10 protein-coding genes and 3 pseudogenes are annotated in these 14865 nt (G+C 64.7%); 7 read left to right on the top strand and 6 right to left on the bottom strand.

Features of this window, described 5'->3' with window-relative positions; translation table 11 throughout:
• The first annotated feature begins 21 nt into the window (after positions 1-21).
• The gene (locus tag MI302_RS06075) at positions 22-1893 is read left to right on the top strand and encodes an amino acid transporter (RefSeq protein ID WP_126169924.1); all 1872 of its coding nucleotides are present in this window, start codon (positions 22-24) and stop codon (positions 1891-1893) included.
• Here the strand turns inward: MI302_RS06075 and MI302_RS06070 are convergent.
• Together MI302_RS06070 and MI302_RS06065 are read right to left on the bottom strand one after the other, a co-directional pair.
• Positions 1890-2831, bottom strand: a complete 942-nt coding sequence (locus tag MI302_RS06070; RefSeq protein WP_239726469.1) for an AI-2E family transporter — start codon at positions 2829-2831, stop codon at positions 1890-1892. The two genes, MI302_RS06075 and MI302_RS06070, sit on opposite strands and share 4 nt — an antisense overlap.
• Before the next feature lie 254 nt (positions 2832-3085).
• Positions 3086-5224, bottom strand: coding sequence for an alpha-amylase family glycosyl hydrolase (locus tag MI302_RS06065; RefSeq protein ID WP_239726468.1), 2139 nt, complete (start codon positions 5222-5224; stop codon positions 3086-3088).
• Positions 5225-5521: 297 nt separating this feature from the next.
• On the opposite strand from MI302_RS06065, the gene nagA reads away from it, so the two are divergent.
• Positions 5522-6610, top strand: a complete 1089-nt coding sequence (gene nagA, locus MI302_RS06060) for an N-acetylglucosamine-6-phosphate deacetylase (RefSeq protein ID WP_239726467.1) — start codon at positions 5522-5524, stop codon at positions 6608-6610.
• Positions 6611-6749: 139 nt separating this feature from the next.
• Entirely contained in the window at positions 6750-7502 is a 753-nt protein-coding gene (locus MI302_RS06055; RefSeq protein ID WP_239726466.1) for a LamB/YcsF family protein, read from the top strand.
• 401 nt (positions 7503-7903) lie between these two features.
• Here MI302_RS06055 and MI302_RS06050 read toward each other — a convergent pair whose 3' ends face one another.
• Positions 7904-8119: a PEP/pyruvate-binding domain-containing protein gene (locus MI302_RS06050; protein WP_239726465.1), complete on the bottom strand. Its 216-nt coding sequence runs from the start codon at positions 8117-8119 to the stop codon at positions 7904-7906.
• A 108-nt stretch (positions 8120-8227) separates the two neighbouring features.
• Between MI302_RS06050 and MI302_RS06045 the strand changes: the two are divergent.
• Positions 8228-8782: pseudogene (locus MI302_RS06045) on the top strand (MFS transporter); the annotation flags it as partial.
• A 13-nt stretch (positions 8783-8795) separates the two neighbouring features.
• Here the strand turns inward: MI302_RS06045 and MI302_RS06040 are convergent.
• Complete coding sequence (locus MI302_RS06040) at positions 8796-9953, bottom strand: transposase (RefSeq protein WP_239726464.1); 1158 nt, start codon at positions 9951-9953, stop codon at positions 8796-8798.
• 118 nt (positions 9954-10071) lie between these two features.
• Here MI302_RS06040 and MI302_RS06035 point away from each other — a divergent pair.
• The 3 genes and pseudogenes from MI302_RS06035 to MI302_RS06025 all read left to right on the top strand — a co-directional run.
• Positions 10072-10659: pseudogene (locus tag MI302_RS06035) on the top strand (MFS transporter); the annotation flags it as partial.
• 46 nt (positions 10660-10705) lie between these two features.
• Positions 10706-11737 (top strand): histidinol-phosphate transaminase, encoded by a 1032-nt coding sequence (locus MI302_RS06030; RefSeq protein WP_239726463.1) that lies wholly within the window; start codon positions 10706-10708, stop codon positions 11735-11737.
• Between the two features lie 180 nt (positions 11738-11917).
• Positions 11918-13831, top strand: a complete 1914-nt coding sequence (locus MI302_RS06025) for a cobyric acid synthase (RefSeq protein WP_239726462.1) — start codon at positions 11918-11920, stop codon at positions 13829-13831.
• A 381-nt stretch (positions 13832-14212) separates the two neighbouring features.
• On the opposite strand, the pseudogene MI302_RS06020 reads toward MI302_RS06025, so the two are convergent.
• A pseudogene (locus MI302_RS06020) lies at positions 14213-14353 on the bottom strand (short-chain dehydrogenase); the annotation flags it as partial.
• 89 nt (positions 14354-14442) lie between these two features.
• Positions 14443-14865 (bottom strand): thioesterase family protein, encoded by a 423-nt coding sequence (locus MI302_RS06015; RefSeq protein ID WP_015716953.1) that lies wholly within the window; start codon positions 14863-14865, stop codon positions 14443-14445.

The following is a 14865-nucleotide window of genomic DNA, read 5'->3' as shown; positions in this document are numbered from 1 at the left end:
CCCTACCCTCCCCGCTTGGATATGAACCCGCATACCTCACCCTCCAGCAAACCTCCGGAGGAAGGACAGTACCCCTGGTGGAAGGTTCTCTGCCTGACAGGGGTTGATCTCTTCTCCTCCCTGGGCTACCAGCCGGGGATCGCCCTTTTGGCCGCGGGGCTCCTGTCCCCTTTGGCCAACCTGGCCCTGGTTATCTTCGCCTTCCTGGCGGTCTACCCTGTCTACCGCCGGGTGGCGGAGGAAAGCCCACACGGCGAGGGATCCATAGGGCTTCTCACCCGGTTGATCCCCGGCTGGCGGGGCAAGGTCTTGGTTTTGGTGGTCCTGGGCTTCATGGCCACGGACTTCATGATCACCATCACCCTCTCCGCCGCCGACGCCGCCGTCCATCTCCTGGGCAACCCCCTGGCTCCTTCCTGGCTTCAGGGACACCGGGTGGGCCTCACCCTTCTGCTTGTTGGCCTCCTGGGCTTCGTCTTCTACCTGGGGTTCCGGGAGGCCATCGGCCTGGCGGTGCCCATCACCCTGGGGTATCTCTTCCTTAACGGAGTAGTCCTCCTCTCCGCCCTGTCCCACGTGCGCCCGGAGCACCTGGAGGACTGGTGGCGAAAACTCCTTTCCAGCCAGCCCGACCCCCTGGGCCTGGTGCTAGCCACAGCCCTAGCCTTCCCCAAGCTGGCCCTGGGGCTTTCCGGTTACGAAACCGGGGTGGCCGTCATGCCCTTGATCCGGGGCCTGCCCGGGGATACCCCGGAGCGCCCCTGGGGCCGCATCCGGGGAACGCACCGTCTCCTCTTCGCCGCGGCCCTCGTCATGGGCATCTTCCTCTTAGGGATGGGCTTCGCCACCACTCTCCTCATCCCCCAGGAGCTATGGGGCAGCGAGGAGGTTTCCGGCAGGGCGATAAGCTTTCTGGCCCACCGCTACCTGGGGGAAGACTTCGGCACCCTTTACGACCTCTTTTCCATCGTCATCCTCTGGTTCGCGGGGGCCAGCGCCATGGCGGGCCTCCTTACCATCGTCCCCCGCTACCTTCCCCGCTTTGGCATGGCCCCGGAATGGGCTAGGAAACAACGTCCCATGGTCCTTTTCTTCACCGGGGTGGCCTTTGCCCTCACCCTTCTTTTCCAGGCCCGGGTGGAGGCCCAGGCAGCTGCCTACGCCACCGGCGTGCTGGTGGTCATGACCTCCGCTGCCCTTTCGGCGGCCCTGCTGGCGGAGCAGGAGAAGCGTCCCGAAAGTGGGTACTACCGCCTCCTCCTCCCCCTCTTCGCCTACGTGCTTCTGGCCAACATCCTGGAGCGACCGGATGGGGTGAAGATCGCCTCCTTTTTCATTGCGGCCACCCTGATCATCTCCCTGCTCTCCCGGACCCTGCGGGCGTTTGAACTCAGGGTGGAGGGTTTCCAGCTGGACGAGATGGCCGAGCAATTTGTGTCCCAGCTTGCGAAGCAGGAGGCTCCCATCCGCCTAGTGGCCCACCGGCCGGAGCGAGGAGGCCGGGGGGTGTACTGGGAGAAGGAGCGCCGCATCCGCGAGGCCACCCACATCCCGGTGGGGGATCCCATTTACTTCGTGGAGGTCTTTGTGCAGGATCCTTCGGAGTTCACCGCCCAAGCCCGGGTCTGGGGGGTGGATCGCCCTGAGGCCCGCATCTTCCGCATCCTGGGTACAGCGGCACCCAATACCCTGGCTGCTTTTTTGCTCTACCTTAGAAACCGCACCGGCCGACGGCCCCACATTTACTTCGAGTGGTCGGACGAGGGACCCCTGCAGGCTGCCTTAGACTTCCTCCTTTTCGGAGAAGGGGATGTACCCACCCTTACCCATGAGATCCTGCGCCGCACCGAACCCGATCGGAGCCAACGCCCCTTCGTGCACGTGGGGGGCTAGCGCCGCCAGTGCTTCAGAATTCCCGCCCCCAGGATGGTCATGGGTACCGCCAGGAATATACCCAGAAAACCGAAGAGCTTACCGAAGGCGAAGATGGCGAGGAGCACCAGGGCGGGATGGAAACCCACGGTGCGGCCGTAGATGTACGGGATGAGGACCTTGCCCTCCAGTAGGGCGATCCCCCCGTAGCCCAAAAGCACCAGCAAGGCCACCAAAGGCCCCTTGGCCGAAAGGGCCACCAGAAAAGCCAGCAAGGCGGTGGCGATGCCGCCCACGAAGGGTACCACCTCCAGAACCCCACCCAAGACCCCTAGAGCAAAGGGGCTGGGAACCCCCAGGAACAAAAGCCACCCGCCGAAGAGAAGGGCGAAGGAAAGGGCGATGAGGAACTGGGCCCGGGCCCAGTAGCCCATCCGCCTCCAGGTGTCCTCCAGGACCTCGGTCCAGCCGCTCCCCGGGAGATAGGGGGCAACCCTGGCCACCAAATGGGGCTCGAGGGCAATCATCACCGCCAGGACCAAGGCCAAAACCAGCTGGGAAACCGTTTCCCCCACCCTCAGGAGGAGATCCCCGGCCACGTGGGCGGAGGTGAAAAGCGAAGAGGCCAGGCCGGGAAGGGTAAGCCCCAGGTTGTCCTCCAGCCACCTCAGGACCTGGGGCAAAACCTCACCCAGATGGTGGAACTGGAGGACAAGGAGGGGTGCAGCCAGGTAAAACCCCAGGCCCATGGCGCCCAAAACCAAGAGGTAGGCCAGGAAAACCGCGGAAGGCCGGGGGAACCTTCGCGCAAAGAGCCCCACCAGGGGATCCAAAGCCCCGGCCAGGGTAAAGGCCAGGAAGACCCAAAGAAGAAGGCTATAGAGGTGGGAAAGGGCCCAAAGGAAAAGGAGGAAAAGGGCCAGGCTCAAAAAAAAGCGGCGTACGGGAGGCGTTTCCATCCGGTCTAACCCTCCTCAGGATAATACCCCTACTTCATGAGGGGCCACACAAGTCCCTTGGTTAAGGCACAACCGGGCCCCCAGCCCGCCTGGCGGCGGGCTGGGGGTGGTTTACCGGGACCCCGCGTGGGGTGGCATAAGGCCCTTGACCGGTTGCGGGCCAGGGTATCCTGCAGGGCTTGGGGGGCCTTCCACTCCCCGACAGGGCCCGGGATCATCCCGGAACCCCCGCTGGCCAAAAGCCCCCTCGGGACCTAGCGACCCAGGTGGAGTAAATACCGGAAGCCAAGGGGCGGTACGGCCACTTCCTTGCGGTAGGTCCGCCCCTCCAGGGGGTCCCGCCAGCCACCTGGGGGCAGGGGTAGGGTGGCGGCCTCGAGGCCACTATTAAACGCTGCCAGCACCTCCCCTTCCCCCGGCTCCCCCCGGAAGAAGGCCAGAAGATGGCCCTCCCCGAAGTAGGTCCGGAACACGGCGCTCCTGAGGGCCGCAAGCTCCTGGCGCAGCCCCGCCAGCTCCTGGTAAAAGGCCAGGGTTTCCCCATGGCATTTCTCCCACTGGAAGGGGTACCGGTTGAGCTCGTGGGGGGGGTCGGCTGGCCTTTCCCCGGTGAAACCGCACTCATCCCCCTGGAAGGTTACGGGGAGACCGGGAAGGGCGTAGAGCATGGCCGCCGCAAGCCGCTGCCGGGCCCTGGCTTCCGGGCTGGGAACGTCCTTCAGGCCCCCGCCCCCAAGCTCGGTAAGGAGGCGGGCCGTGTCGTGGGAGGTGATCAAGTTGAAGCCCATCCCGGCCACCGCCTCCGGGTAAAAGGCGTAAACCCGGGCCAGGTCCGCCAAGGCCCGGCGGGCGTTGTACAGGGCCAGGCTTCCCCCCTTGGCAAAGCGAAGGAGGATATCCCGGCCGATGGCGTAGTTCATCAGGGAGTCAAACTCATCCCCCCGGAGCCAGCTAGGATCCCTCTGCCAGATCTCCGCCACCAGGTAGGCGTCGGGCTTGATGGCCTTCAGTTCGGCCCGCATTTCCTTAAAGAAAGCGTGAGGATTTAGCACATCCCCGGGCACATCCACCCGCACCCCGTCAAAGCCGAAGCGTACCCAGTACTTGGCCACCTCCATCAGGTAGCGCTTCACTCCCGGGTCGGCGGTATTCAGTTTGGGGAGGCTACCCAGGCCCCACCATCCCTCGTAGGCGGAACCATCGCCGGGCAGGAAGGGCCAGCGCTTGATGAAGTACCAGTTCCAGTAAGGGGACCTAGGCCCCCGCCGCACCACATCCTGGAAGGCCCAGAAGCCCAAGCCGGTGTGGTTGGGCACAAAGTCAAAGATCACCCGCATGCCGAGGCGGTGGGCCTCGTCCAGCAGCTTGCGCAAGAGGGATTTGTCGCCGAACTTGGGGGAAACCTTGAGGTAGTCGTGGGTGTCGTAGCCGTGGGCCGACCCGGAATCAAAGATGGGATTCAGGTAGAGGACACTAACCCCCAGCGCCTTTAGGTAAGGAAGCTTGGCCAGCACCCCGGCAAGATCCCCCCCGAAGTACTGGTGGCAGCAGTGCAAGGGTGAGGGGGGATCGGTCCAGCGGGAGAGATGGGGCTTGGGCCCGGAGGAGCGCTGCCACACCTGGTTAAAGCGGTACTCGTCGGTTTCCAGGGCCAGGGCGTCGTTGCCGGGATCCCCGTTGTAGAAGCGCTCGGGGAAGATCTGGTAACCCACCCCCTCGCCTACCCAGGCCACCTCGGCAAAGGGCCTTTCGGGGGGGTTAAAGGGACCGAACACCTCCTCCTTCCCATCCTGGGTCCGCACCCGGATGCGGTAGGCTCCCACGCCCCCAGGTAAGGTCCCACGCCAAACCTCGCTTCCTGGAAAACTCAGTTGCAGGTGCATGGGGACCCTCTTTCCTTCCACCTCTACCCAGGCGGCCGCCACCGCCCCCTCCCCTGCCCGGAAGCGCACGGAAAGCTTGCCATCGGCATGGGACACATACTGGGCGTCCAGCGGATCATGGGCGAAGTCCAGGGCCACGGGCCCCGCAGGAGGGGTGGGGGCCACCGGGGCCTGGACCACGATCACGGCGTTCTGACCCCCAAAGCCATCGTCCACACACCCTGCCGCCTTCGGGTCCACCATGGGCGTGCCGAAGGTGGGATCGTTGCACATGTCCCTGGGCCACTGGCCGTTGATGAAGAACTTGTACTGGTGCTCCCCTGGATCCAGGTCCACGGTTACCGCCCAGGACCCGTCCTCCTTCTGCATGGGGGTTTCCCCCCAGCCGTTGAAGGAACCCCTCAGGCTTACCGAGCGCACCTCGAGGCCCGAAGGGGGTGTGTAGCGGAAGGTCACCGGGACCGCCAGGGCCAGGCTAAGCCATACCCACACCGCCAGGATTCTTCCCATATCCCCTCCTTTTCCTATCCACATAGAAGCACTTCCATCATACTTCCTTCGCCTCTTTCGGCAACCGCAAACCGGACTTGCGTCCTAAATCCCCCATCCGCCAGTGGATTCCTCTTCACTTCGGAGGAAGCCATATCCGGCCCCGGCAAGGCCCTCCGGAATACCATGGATGCATGCACCTGAGCGGTATCCCCACCCAGCACTGCTCCTCCGGGTGTTCCGGGCCATTTGCTGCCCCGGCACCCAGGTGAACGTGCTGAGCCGGGCAACGGGTGGAACCCGGATAAGGAGGCGGTTGTGCTAGCAGGCTCCATCCTGACTCCCCAAGGCTTCGTACAGGGCAGGCTTCACTTCAGCGAGCGCATAGAGGCCATAGAGGAGGCTCCCGTGAAGGGCCCTTACATCCTCCCGGGCTTCCTGGACCTCCACGTGCACGGGGGAGGCGGAAGGGAGGTGATGGAGGGCCAGGAGGGAGTAGAAGCCACCTTGCGCTTCCACCTCCAGCACGGCACCACAGGCCTCCTCGCCACCACCGTCACTGCTCCCCTGGCCGATCTGGAAAGAACTCTCAAAGGAGCGCAGGCGGCCATGGAAGGCCCTTGGGGAAAGGCCCTTCTGGGCGTTCACCTGGAGGGTCCTTTCATCAGCCCAAACCGCCTGGGAGCCCAGCCCCCCTTCCCCCTTCCCCCGGACCGGGAAATAGCCAGCCATCTTCTCTCCCTGGCTCCCGTGCGGGTGGTGACCCTAGCCCCCGAGCTTCTCGGGGCCTTAGAACTCATCCGCTTCCTGGCGGAAAAGGGCATTCGGGTCCAGCTCGGGCACACGGGAGCCCGCTACGAGGAGGCCCTATCCGCCCTGGAGGCAGGGGCGGTGGGCTTCACCCACCTCTATAACGCCATGACCGGCCTGCACCACCGGGCCCCGGGAGTGGTGGGCCTGGCCCTGGAACGGGGGAAATGGGCCGAGATCATCCCCGATGGCCTGCATGTGCACCCGGCCGCCATCCGGCTGGCTTTGAAGACCATTCCCGGGCTGTACTTTGTGAGCGACGCTGTGGCCGCGGCGGGGATGCCGGAGGGCACCTATCCCCTGGGGGCCCATCGGGTGGAAAAGCGGAAGGAGGGAGTGTGGCTGGGAGAGTCCTTGGCGGGGAGCACCCTTACCCTGGACCAGGCCTTAAGGAACCTGGTGGCCTGGGGCATGCCCTTGGAGGAGGCGGCCAAGCGGCTATCCCTGTACCCGGCCCGATACCTGGGCCTTTCGGACCGGGGGGAGATCGCCTTGGGGAAGCGGGCGGATCTCGTGGTGCTGGACGAGGCCCTAAGGGTGCTGGAGGTGTACCTGGAAGGGGAACAGCTGGCGTGGGAAGGCTCCACTCGGAACTAGGGTACAGAACGCCTCGGGAAACCCTAGGGGAGGCCCGTGAGATTTTACATGGGGGGTAGGTAGTACGGACTTAGGGGCACAAGCTACCAAGTTAGGTGTGGAGGACGGGACGTTAAGCTTTCCATGTAAGGGGGTAATTATGTTCGTAGATCTGAACGTCGACGCTGGGGAATCCTATGGGACCTTTACCTACGGTCACGATCGGGAAATCTTTCCCCTGGTGACCTCGGTGAACCTGGCCTGCGGCTTTCATGGGGGAAGTCCCACCCGCATAAGGGAGGCGGTGGCCCTTGCCAAGGCCCATGGAGTGGCGGTGGGAGCCCACCCGGGCTTCCCCGACCTGGTGGGCTTTGGTCGCAGGGATATGGCCCTGAGCCCCGAGGAAGTCTATGCGGACGTCCTCTACCAGATAGGAGCCCTCTACGCCTTCCTGAAGACGGAAGGGTTAAGCCTTCACCACGTGAAGCCCCACGGGGCCCTCTACCTCAGAGCCTGTCGCGACCGGGAAACCGCCCGGGCCATCGCCGAGGCGGTGAAGGCCTTTGACCCCGAAGTGCCCTTGGTGGTGCTTCCCGGCACGGTGTACGAGGAGGAGGCCCGGAGGGCAGGGCTAAGGGTGGTCCTCGAGGCCTTCCCCGAACGGGCGTATCTGAGAAACGGCCAGCTGGCCCCCCGCTCCCTCCCGGGAAGCTGGATCAGCGATCCCAAGGAGGTAGCCAGGCGGGCCCTCAGGATGGTTCTAGAAAAAAAAGTCGAGGCCCTGGATGGCGGGGAGGTGGAGGTCAAGGCGGAAACCCTTTGCATCCACGGGGACAACCCCAACGCCCCCGAGGTGGCACTGGCGGTGCGCAGGGCGCTGGAGGAAGCAGGGATAGAGGTGAAACCCTTCTAAAAGGCAGTCGGCTCAGCGCCAGACCCCTTTTCACCAAAAGGGTGTAGACTTCCCTCACGGCCCTCTTCTTAAGTCCGCTAATCCTGAAGACCATTCCAGTTTAAAGCCTTAAACCCAGGGGGGCTGACCCCCCTGGGCTTCCTTCAGGTTTCGGTCAGGTGCCAGCGTACCTCGAGGCCCGAAGCCCCGCCTGGGCTGCGGCAAGCCGGGCGGTAAGCTAGGTTTTGGCCCGGGGATTCAGCCAGCTGCGGAAGACCGCCTCGATGGCCCCTTGCAACTGAAGCCAGGGGTCTATGGGGAAGGGCGTACCCCGCTCTTGCAGGTGGCGCAGGTATTGGAAGGAAAGGGCCTCGAGGTCCTCGGGGGAAAGCTCCGTGTCGCTTTACCGAAGCGCTTGCCTACTAGGCCACCAGCTTGGCCCGGACCTCCTCCCACAGGCCCGGCACCGCCCCCTCCTTGAGGAAGCGGCGGCAAGCCTCCGTGGTGATGATGAGGGCCGGGGGAACGGGAAGCCCCGCCTGGGCCATCTCCACCAGCCCAAACCCCTTGCCGCCCAAGAGATCCCGGGAAAGGCCCCGGGCCTCGGAAAGGAGATACACCTGCGTGTGCGTACCCACGCCCCCAGTTTCCCCCTGGGCATGGAAACGTGGAAAGGTGCAAGGTCCGGAGGTCTACACCGCTTCGTGCCCTACCCACCCCGGCCCGGTTATGGGTAGGCTTTTCCCGTGGACTCGAGGCTCGTGGCCCTCCTCTTTGGCGTGCTCCTCGGAACGGTGAGCGAAAGCAGCCTGGCCCCTGCCCTCCCCCTCCTGTCCCAGATCTACGAGGTAGGTCCGGATACTGCCCAGCAGGCGGTTTCCGCTGGGCTTTTGGGAGCGGCCTTGGCCTATTTGCCCGTGGCCTGGCTGGCCCGCTACCTGGGTGCCGCGCGGCTTTTCCGCCTGGGCCTGATCCTGCACGCCGCCTTGGCCTTAGCCCTAGCCCTGGCCTCGAGCCTTCCCCACCTCATCCTCCTCCGCCTGGCCCAGGGAGTGGCCACCGCCATGGTGGTGGGCCTGGTGCCCGGCCTGGCCACCAGCGCCTTTCCCCAGGCCCGAGGTTACGCCATGGGCATGGTGGCCAGCACCGTGGCCACCGGCACCCTCTTGGGCCCTGCCCTTGGAGGCTTGGCCGCCACCTGGGGCCTTTCCTATGTCTTTCTCCTCCCCCTTCCCGTGGGGCTTCTGGCCCTCTTCCTCTCGGGCAATCTTCCGGAACTTCCCAGGCAGGAAGGCTCTGTGACGACTCCCCGGACTAAAGTCCGGGGCTTCTCGGGGTGTTTCCCTGCGGGAAAGCACGCGGGGTCTCCCCCGAAGGCCCCGTCCAGGCCTTTGCCAGGATGTTTTGAGCGGCGGCCACATCCCGGTGGAGAAGCGCCCCACACTGGGGACAGGTGTACGCCCGCACCCAGAGAGGCTTCTTCTCCCTATGGCCGCACACCGGGCAGTCCTGGCTGGTGTACTTGGGGTCTACCTTGATGACTCGCCTACCAGCTTCTTCCGCTTTGTAGGCGAGGATCATGAGAAACTGGGCCCAGCCCGCGTCGTGTACGCCCTTGGCTATATGGGAGCGGGAAAGGGCTTGAACGTTCAGGTCTTCGTGGACGATGGTTCCATAGCGGTTTACCAGCTTCCTGGCTACCTTGTGGTGGAAGTCCCTGCGCTGGTTGGCGATCTTGCGGTGGAGCTTGGCTACCTTGAGCCTGGCCTTCTTCCTGCCGCTCTTTCCCTTCTTCTTCCGGGAAAGCTCCCTTTGGGCCTTGGCCAGCTTCTCCTCGGCTTTCTGGAAGTGGCGGGGAGCCTCTACCATCTCCCCTTCCGAGGTAACGAGGAAGTGGGGGTTGGTGCCCAGGTCTATGCCGATGGCCTCCTCGCTTGGAGGCAAAGGCTTGGGGTCCACCTCGGTGATGAAGATGATGTACCAATGCTCGCCTTCCCGCTTAACCGTCGCCGTCTTGATCTTCCCTTCCAAAGGGCGGTGGAGCTTGACCTTGACGGAGCCAATCCCGTGGAGGAGTACACGCCTTCCCCCATCCTGGAGCTTGACCCCGGTTTCGTAGGCCTGGGGGAAGGTAAAGGAGTCGTAGCGCCCCTGCCCCTTGAAGCGGGGGTATCCCGCTTTCTGTCCCGCCTTGACCCTACGGAAGAAGCCCTTGAACGCCAGGTCCACCCGTTCGATGACGTTCTGCAAGACCTGGGAATGAATGTGCTTGTACTCCGGCAGCTCGGCCCGTATCTCGGGCAGATACCTCTTCTGTTCGTAGAAGCCGACAGTCCTCCCGGCCTTCTTGTAAGCATCCCTACGCTCCTGCAAGGCCGCGTTGTAGAGGTGGCGGCACAGCGAGAGGGTGCGCTCCAGGTCTTTTTGTTGGGGCTGGGTGGGGTACAGGCGGTATTTGAAGGCTTTGCGCATGGCTGGCTTCTTCTACACAGTACCAAATCCGTGTCCACCTGTGGTGGACGTGGGGGAGTCCATGTATCCCCGGTTTAAAAACCGGGGGATTATAGCTCCCCCACACCCCCTCTTTTCTCTAAGGCGCTTGTTCGAGGCCTCTGGGTTCCTTCAGGCCCTCGCGGCCACCTCCTTGTACTTCCTCCACACCCTGGGCACCACCGTGGCCTTGGCCTTCCACCTGGGGGCAGAGGGGTTCTCCCCCAGCGCCATCGGCACCCTTCTCCTCCTCAACCCCTTGCAACTTCTCCTCCTGGGTGCCTGGGCTGGCCGCACCGCAGACCGCCTGGGGTACAACCGCATGGCCCTCCTCGGGGCCTACCTCCTGGTGGCCGCGGGCGTGGGCTTCGCCCTCTTGCCCCTTTGGCATCCCCTCTGGGGCTCGGCCTTGGGGCTCCTCCTCCTGGGGATAGGGCGGGCCCTTTTTCAAGCGGCCAACAACGCCCTAGTGCTTTCCCTGGCGCCTGGGGGCCTCGAGGGGCTGGCCTCGGGTGCCCTGTCCGTGGCCCGGGCCCTGGGCCAAGCCCTGGGAAGCGCCCTGGCCGGGGGTTCCCTGGCCTTCTTCTACGCCGTCCTTCCCAACCACCGCCTGGCCTTCGCCGCCACCCTCTTGCTCCTCACAGGCCTCATGGGCCTCTCCGCCTGGCTGGTGCGGGCCAGGGGTTAGGGCCAGGCCACACTCCGGAGGAGCGAGAAGGGCATAGCATGTAGCCATGCTGGACGATGCGCTGAGGCCCATCCACGGCGGGCCCGATGGGGGTCCTGAGCCCCTCTACGACTTCTCCACCAACGCCAACGCCCTGGGGCCCAACCCCGTGATCCTGGAGTACCTCAGGCAGGCCGATCCAAGCCGCTACCCAGACCCCCTCTACCATAGAACCCACCGCCTCCTGGCCGAGGCCCACGGGGTTCCGGAAAGCCATGTGGCCGTGGGCACGGGCACCAGCGAACTTATCCACCGCCTGGCCCGCTGGAACCACCTCAGGGGCCCCATCCTCCACCCTAGCCAACCTAGGCCCGAAGGGCCCCTTATACTCCTCAAGCCCACCTTCAGCGAGTACGCCAGGGCTGCGCGGGCCCTGGATCTGCCCCTTTTTGAAGCAGGAAGCCCGGAGGAGTTCCTGAGGCTTCTACCCCGAAGCTCCTTGGCCTTCCTCTGCGTGCCCAACAACCCCACGGGGGAGGTGTACCCCTTCCTGGAGGAGGCCACACAACGGGCCGGGGGGGCCTTGGTGTTGGATTTGGCCTACTACCCCCTTATGGAAAAGCCCTTTCCTCTGCCCCAAGGCGCTTGGCGCCTGTACAGCCCCAACAAGGCTCATGGCCTCACTGGGATACGGGCCGGGTACCTTTTGGCCCCCATGGACCTCACTTCCTTCCGCCATCTGGCTCCTTCCTGGCCGGTTTCCGTCTACGGGGAGGCCCTCCTCTTAGGCCACCTGGACCCAGAGGCCCAGGGATGGTTGGAGGAGAGCAAAAGGGAACTCATCCGCCTGCGCCGTCTCCTGGCCCAGGGCCTACGGGAGCTAGGCCTACCGGTGCGGGAAAGCCCGGCCAACTTCCTCCTGGTGCGGGTGGGGCAGCAGGCCACGGAGGTGGCCAGGAGGCTAAGGGAAAAGGGCATACGGGCAAGAGACGCCACCAGCTTTGGCCTGCCCGAGTGGCTAAGGCTTTCTGCCCAAAGAGAGGAGGCTATAGAGGCCCTCCTGGCAGCCCTCGCCGAGACCCTGGCCGCGAGGATCTGATGGAGGACAGAACCCTGATGAGCGTGGAAAAGGGGTGGCTTAAAACATGGCCCTGGTTCCCCTCGCCTAGGGCACCTCGGCCCACTGGGCCAAGCCTGAAGGCCCAGAACGGCTGGGAGGGAACAGCGAAGGCTTGCACGTTGGCCAAGACCTCCTTCGCACCGGTTCTGGAGGTTCAGGGTGAAGGCTAAGGCGCTCATCATCTGGGGGACGGGAAGCGGGGTGGGAAAAAGCCTTATCACCGCTGGGCTCCTCAGGCACTTCCGGCGCCTGGGCCTCCGGGCAGCTCCCTTTAAGGCCCAGAACATGTCCAACCACTCCCGGGTGGTGGCGGGCGGGGAGATGGCCAGCGCCCAGTGGCTCCAGGCGGTGGCGGCAGGGACCGAACCCGATCCTCGCATGAATCCCATCCTCATCAAGCCCATGGGCCTCGAGGGAAGCCAGGTGGTGGTCCTGGGCCGGGTGGACCCCCTTCTTTCCCGGCTTTCCTGGAAGGAGCGTAGACCCCATCTGGAGGCTCCCGTACGGGAAGCCCTGGAGGCCTTGGGGAACGAGTTCGACCTCCTGGTCCTCGAGGGGGCAGGAAGCCCGGTGGAGCGGAACCTTTGGCCGGACCTCCCCAACCTTCAGGTGGCGGAGTGGGCGGGGGCCCAGGCCCTCCTGGTGGCCGACGTGGACCAGGGAGGGTCCCTGGCCGCCCTCTACGGCACCTGGGCCCTGCTGGGGGAGCACCGCGAGAGGCTCCTTGGCTTCGTCCTCAACAAGTTCCGGGGGGACATCCGCTTGCTGGAACCAGCCTACCGCCTCCTGGAGGGCTGGACGGGAATCCCGGTCCTAGGCACGCTGCCCATGCTTCCCCTGGAGTTGCCCGAGGAGGATGGATTCCGCCACCACCCGAGAAAGAGCCTGGGCCCAAAGGTGGCCATCCTCCGCTACCCCCATGCCTCCAACCTGGACGAGTTCTGGCCTCTTTCGGAACTCGCCCAGCCTGTGTACGCCCGTACCCCCGAGGAGGCCCAGGGAGCCGAGCTCCTAATCCTCCCAGGAAGCCGCCTGCCCGCCAAGGACCTGGCCTGGCTCCAGGGCTTCCTACCCCTCCTGCGGGCCCACCTCGAGGCGGGAAAACCTGTGCTGGCCATCTGCGGGGGAGCGGAGATGCTGGCCCAGGCCATCCTTGACGAGGAGGGGGTGGAGGTCAAGGGGGTTTTCCCAGGCCTAGGCCTCCTTCCCTTCCAGGTGCGGATGCTCAGGGAGAAAACGGTACGCCCGGCCGGGGTGGTCTTCCGGGGGCTTTCCGGCTTCTGGGCCAGGTTGAACGGCCTGAGGGCCCAGGGTTACGAGATCCACCACGGCCAGGGGATCCCCTTGGTGCACCAGGAAGGGCCCCTTCTCGCCACCTGGCTTCACGGCCTTTTGGAAAATCCTGGGGTGCAGCGGGCCCTCTTCGGCCAAGAGGCCAAGGCCCTGGAGGCAGTCCTGGACCAGCTGGCCGACGCCTTAGAGGAGCACCTGGACCTCGCGCACCTCCACCGCCACCTAGGGCTTAGGCCAAACCCTTCCCCAGCGCCCAGGGGGAAAGAGGAATCCCTTGACCCCCCACCTCCCCCCGGCCTCATCCTCCTCCTGGGCGGGGCCAAAAGCGGGAAGAGCCGCCACGCCCAAAGGCTTGCCGGCCCCTGGGCCACCCTCATCGCCACCGCGGAGGCCCGGGATGGGGAGATGGCGGAGAGGATCGCCTGCCACCGGGCGGAACGTCCCCCCACCTGGGAAACCCTGGAAGAACCCTTAGACCTGGTGGAAGCCCTTAAGAGGGCCCGTTACCCCACGGTGGTGGTGGACTGCGTCACCCTTTGGGTTTCCAACCTTCTGGAGAGGGACCGCGATCCTCTCGCGGAAGCCCGGCAGTTCCTGGAAGCGGTCTCCTCCAGCGGCAAGCGGGTCATCGCCATCTCCAACGAGGTGGGGATGGGGATCGTTCCCGCAAACCCCCTGGCCCGGCGCTACCGGGACCTCTTGGGAGAGGTGAACGCCCTGCTGGCGAAGGCAGCCCAGGAGGTCTACCTGCTTATTGCGGGCAGACCCCTGAAGCTTTAGAGAAAAGAGGGGGTGTGGGGGAGCTATAATCCCCCGGTTTCCAAGATAGCCCTCAAGATACGCTAACGCGTGACACAGGCTGACCAAACCGGGGATACATGGACTCCCCCACGTCCACCACAGGTGGACACGGATTTGGTACAGTGTTTTTGGGGGCAAAGTTCCCCGTGGACCTTGAAACTTGGAGTAGGGGGTTCCATCGGGTAGTCCGATGGGTAAAACTCCAAACGAACACCCGTGGCAGAGCCAGAAGCATTGCGCTCGCCTGCCGATACGGAGTCAAGGTCTTTCTGGGCCTGGACGGGGCCTTCGGGGAAAACCCCGCGTGCTTTCCCGCAGGGAAACACCCCGAGAAGCCCCGGACTTTAGTCCGGGGAGTCGTCACGAGAGCAGGTGGCGCATGCGTTTTTGGATCACCCGGGTAGCCCAAAGGGGGCTGATCCGGTAAAGCACATCCATGCTCCTGGCATCCTGGCCCAGGAGTATGCGGAAGGCATTCCGCTCCACTCCATCCAGTAGCATCATCTGGACCCCCTATTTCCAGGGTACACCCCGAGCCCTCTGAAAGGGCTCGGGGCATCCCGGGGACCTCTTGGACCAGATCTAGGCAGCTAGACCCTTCCCCTAGCCTCCCACCTCTCCCGCAGCCGGGCGAAGAGGGCCTCCACCTTCTCCTTGGGGAGGATCACCTGTTCCGTGCGCCCCCGGCCAATCAGGTCCCCAAGCTCGTTGTAGGCCTCCATGCTGGCGTAGACCCGGTTTCCCTCGGTCCTTTCGTGCCGGGCCACGATCCTGACCCGCATCCCCGGGAGCGCCGAGGCCAGGTGGCGCACCTCTACGTAGCTGCCGATTCCCTCCTCCCCCTCCTCCAGGAAGGGGAGAATGATCTTGCGTCCGGCCAGCTCCATGTGCTTGGCCATCCAGTAGGTGGCGTAAACGGGATGGACTGGGCCGAGCTCCTCAAAGTCCACGGTCATCTCGGGGGTGACCACGGTCTCAAAAACCGCCTGGAAGCCAGGGGGAATGGGACGCAT

The sequence above is a fragment of the Thermus sp. NEB1569 genome (assembly GCF_022385295.1).
Lineage (GTDB): Bacteria > Deinococcota > Deinococci > Deinococcales > Thermaceae > Thermus > Thermus scotoductus.
The sequence above is the reverse complement of the archived record's forward strand: the minus strand, read 5'-3'. Positions and strand labels throughout refer to the sequence as shown.